Raw genomic sequence first — 1773 nt, 5'->3', positions numbered from 1 at the left:
AATATCAAAGCATTAAAATTGCTCACTAATAATCCGCGCAAAGTAAAAGCCTTGCAGGATATGGGCATTAATGTGGTGGAGCGCATCCCGCATCAGACTGGCCGCAATCCTCACAATGCAAAATACCTTGAAACCAAAAAAGGTAAGCTTGGCCATTTGTTTAACAGTGAAGACGACGAATAATTTTTAGTTTTTTTGCAATGATCTTTTATCGAGAGTAAGACAATGACAAGAATAGCAATCGCCGGTGCCGCAGGCCGTATGGGCAAGGCGTTGATTGAAGCCACACAGAAAAATCCACAAACCACATTGGGTACTGCAACCGTGCGTGCAGGCAGTTCACTGGTGGGCGCAGACGCCGGTGAGCTGGGTAATGTGGGAAAACTCGGTGTAACACTGGTAGATAATATCGCCGATGTGATCGACCAGTTCGATGTGTTAATCGATTTCAGCTCGCCACTTGCAACACTCGACCATGTAAAAATTTGCGCTGCGCACAATAAACCCATCGTCATTGGTACCACCGGATTTAGCGCAACTGAAAAAGCAGATCTGCTCTCTTATCAAACGAAAATTCCACTGCTGTTATCGGCCAATTTTTCTACCGGTGTAAATCTGTGTTTTAAATTGCTCGATTTAGCCGCGCGGGTATTGGGCGATGAATATGATGTGGAAGTCTACGAGGCGCATCATCGTCACAAAGTCGATTCACCTTCCGGCACGGCCGTGCGTATGGGCGAAGTCTTGGCGAATGCGTTGGAGCGCGATCTGGATAAAGTGGCTGTCTATGGCCGCGAGGGCCAAATTGGCCCGCGTCCGCGCGATACTATTGGTTTTGCCACTGTGCGCGGCGGCGATGTAGTGGGTGATCACACAGTGATGTTTATGGCTGATGGAGAGCGCGTAGAAATTACCCACAAAGCTTCCAGCCGGTTGGCGTTTGCCAATGGTGCTGTGCGTGCCGCGGTATGGTTGCAGCAACAACAATCCGGTTTGTTTGATATGCAAGACGTGTTGGGGTTGCGCTAGGTTTTACGCTACGTTTTTAAACCCATTTTTTAACTGATCACACAGGGAATTAAATAATGGCCGGCTCCAGTTTATTAATGTTGCTTGATGATATCGCCGCGGTTCTTGATGACGTGGCGATCATGACCAAAGTCGCCGCAAAGAAAACAGCTGGTGTATTGGGCGACGATCTGGCACTCAATGCACAGCAAGTGGCGGGGGTACGCGCCGAGCGCGAGCTGCCCGTGGTATGGGCGGTTGCCAAAGGCTCTGCGCTCAATAAAGCTATTCTGGTTCCTGCTGGATTATTGATCAGCGCATTTGTTCCCTGGTTAATTGTTCCACTACTGATGATCGGAGGTGCTTATTTGTGTTTTGAAGGATTTGAAAAACTCGCGCACAAATATTTCCATTCCAAAGCAGAAGATTCCGCACATCATCGCGAATTGATCGAAGCTGTTGCCAATCCGGAAGTGGATATGGTCGCTTTCGAAAAAGAAAAAATTAAAGGCGCCGTGCGTACGGACTTTATTCTTTCGGCAGAAATCATCGTTATCGCACTTGGGTCGGTAGCTGCTGCGACTTTTGCCAAGCAGGCCGCAGTGGTCGTCAGTATTGCGGTATTGATGACTGTGGGCGTCTATGGGTTTGTTGCATTGATTGTGAAGTTGGATGATATAGGTATGCACCTGTGCAAAAAGCCCAACCCAGTTGCACAATTTTTCGGAAATTTTTTACTGGCCGCTGCTCCGCGCCTGATGAAGC

The 1773-nt window shown here is 48.3% G+C and carries 2 protein-coding genes and 1 pseudogene; all 3 read left to right on the top strand.

The genetic code is table 11. The annotated features are described in order from the left end of the window. Positions 1-183: pseudogene (locus ACWA6V_RS21230) on the top strand (GTP cyclohydrolase II); the annotation flags it as partial. Positions 184-225: 42 nt separating this feature from the next. Then, positions 226-1029 (top strand): 4-hydroxy-tetrahydrodipicolinate reductase, encoded by an 804-nt coding sequence (gene dapB / locus ACWA6V_RS21225; protein ID WP_449524347.1) that lies wholly within the window; start codon positions 226-228, stop codon positions 1027-1029. Positions 1030-1085: 56 nt separating this feature from the next. Beyond that, on the top strand, positions 1086-1773 hold a 688-nt coding region (locus ACWA6V_RS21220; RefSeq protein ID WP_449524346.1), incomplete at its 3' end, for a DUF808 domain-containing protein.

The organism is Cellvibrio sp., assembly GCF_053579595.1.
This window is presented reverse-complemented; position numbering and strand designations above follow the sequence as displayed.

Excerpts from the sequence above, each read along its gene's own strand:
- dapB (WP_449524347.1), top strand. The coding sequence starts at position 226 with ATGACAAGAATAGCAATCGCCGGTGCCGCAGGCCGTATGGGCAAGGCG.